2 protein-coding genes are annotated in these 2,231 nt (G+C 53.4%); both read right to left on the bottom strand.

Annotated features, from left to right (window positions below; translation table 11 throughout):
* Positions 1-94 precede the first annotated feature (94 nt).
* Complete coding sequence (locus ABX962_RS35055; protein ID WP_372726295.1) at positions 95-616, bottom strand: AI-2E family transporter; 522 nt, start codon at positions 614-616, stop codon at positions 95-97.
* Positions 617-1,863: 1,247 nt separating this feature from the next.
* On the bottom strand, positions 1,864-2,231 hold a 368-nt coding region (locus ABX962_RS35060; protein ID WP_372726296.1), incomplete at its 5' end, for an alpha amylase C-terminal domain-containing protein.

Consider the following 2,231-nt stretch of genomic DNA (forward strand, 5'->3'; position numbering starts at 1 on the left):
CAGTACCAGCAACAAACTCTTTGAACACCCGAGTCATGCCTGAAAAAATCACGGGGGTTCGGGGGCTGGCCCCTGAGCACGCGGGATGCAGCACCTAACAACTATCAAAAAGTTGTCTCACTGTCGTTGACACATTCCGCTCCGCTTGGACGAGTACCTTGGTCTCGTTCACCTTGGTCTTGTTTTGAGCGTCTCCTTCTACTTCTTCCAACCGCGTGCCAACCCGCTCCAAGGTAGCTTGAAGGTCGGCCATCGCTCCGCTCCCCAACAAACGCCGCAGATCGAAAATTTTACTTTCTAGATTACTGATATAAGTTTGATTCGCACGCAGATCGTGAGCGAGATCCCGCAACTGCCCGCCTACGCTCCAGCCGATTCCAGCGAGCACAATGGAGATCAGAAGCACCACGGTTACCACGGAGGGCACGCGTGGAAGACCCCCGCGCTCGAGCAGCCGAACGATCGGTTGCAAAAGGAAACTTAAGATGATTCCCAGGGCTAGTGGGATGAAGATCACCTGGCCTAGGTAAAGTGCAGCGACCGCGATCGTAGCTAGTACCGCGATCGCCAGTGGCGGCAGCCATCGGGATGTCTTATCGGCACTTTGAATTCCCATCCCTGCCTCCCGTCTCACTGGAGATTATGATGCGTGTCTTAGACTGCACGGCTACCTAAGTCGGAGTCGCAGCTCCTCGCCAGGAATGGGGTCGGTGAAGACGTTCACCCCTGAACATAGGGGCGTTGCGAAACGTTTAATGCACAGAGTGTGATGGAGCTGCTACTAACCCTAGAACCAAGCGTGCTGAGCACACCGTTTCAAGAACACGCTGTCCCCAAAAAGGGAACGGCTGTTCATAAACGCAAATCTCATGCCCTCGTTTAGTTAAGTTAGTGAAATCAATGACGAGAGCATCGAGGAAGTTAGCAGTGAGGAAGCGGTTTCGGCCCGCAGATGACTGCTCCCCGGGTTCCAGGGCCCCCCCAGAGCAAAACGAGGACACTCGTTTTAGTCGAGCAGTGTTCATTCCGTCGCCAGGAAGGGGCAGCAAGATGGCGACCGGAAAGCCGCGTCTATCTCACTGAGCAGCAGATCGGGCTGCACGATTTGTCCGCATCGCTGCAGTACATCTCCCGAAAGATTCAACTCCGGCCTTGGGTAGAGCAGCTAAATTACGAAGACGACCGGGAAGTTCTCTTAACGCAGACCCGACGATGATCCGTTCGCGGCCAAGCTGATCGCAGAACGAGCGGGCAAGATTGCGACTTTCGAAACGAAGGATCACGCACAGCGTGAATAGGGGGGCGCACGACTCCCACAATCCAGCTTATCAAGACGGCTAGTAAACGGGTGGCGAGCACGACGATCCAAATTTTCACTTAGCATCTCAGTATGAAGGTGATCGGAAAGCACGTCGCGGTAACAGCACGATTGATTAGATATCTCCTGGACCAGTTGCGAAGGACATTCGATCTCTTCTGATACGTGTGGCTCGAAATACGCGTGACTCGTGATCGCTGGAACGGGCGATGGCACAACATGTGCCAAATCAATGAATTGATATCGATAGCGACTGACTAACTTCCGTATTGATTGTGCAATGCGTGAGGCGATCGGTGACATGTTTGTCGCCCAACGACCTACGGACTCGCAAGAAAGCTGTATGCCCGATCAGTTCAACCCAAGCGCCAATCGAATGAAGATTCAAAGTGAGTGAAGCAACGGGTGAACCACTGATAGATCAGTAACACGACGCGGGTCCGCTGCGTCCGCCCGCTACGTTCAAATCAAAAATGTTCGTTCCCGTTTTCCGACCTCGAGTTTTCCTGGAAAGCATTTTCGCTGGAATAACCACAATCACCCCATCAATCCTGCGAGTAAATCAAGACGGAGTAGGGGGCGATCGCGAGATCTCCATGATTCAGATAGTAATCGTAAGCCCCGACATGAGCTTCGACATCTTGGCTGGGGAAATTACTGAAATCCGGGCTGTAGCCGTCCCAGTCGCTGTTAAATCTTAGCGTCCAGCGTCCTGAATGGGGGAACCCGATGCGATATCCGTGATGAGACTGCGATGAGAAATTGGCGACGACGATGACTTCGTCATGCGGTCCTCCTCGGTCCCAGCGATGAAATGCGACCACTTTCTGCTGATCGTTCACGTGATGGACTTGGACGCCGTGCCCACACAATCCACGTGTGGTGCCGCGTCGATTTAAACGCAGCGAGATCA

This window comes from Novipirellula sp. (assembly GCF_041583735.1).
Taxonomy (GTDB): Bacteria; Planctomycetota; Planctomycetia; order Pirellulales; family Pirellulaceae; genus Novipirellula.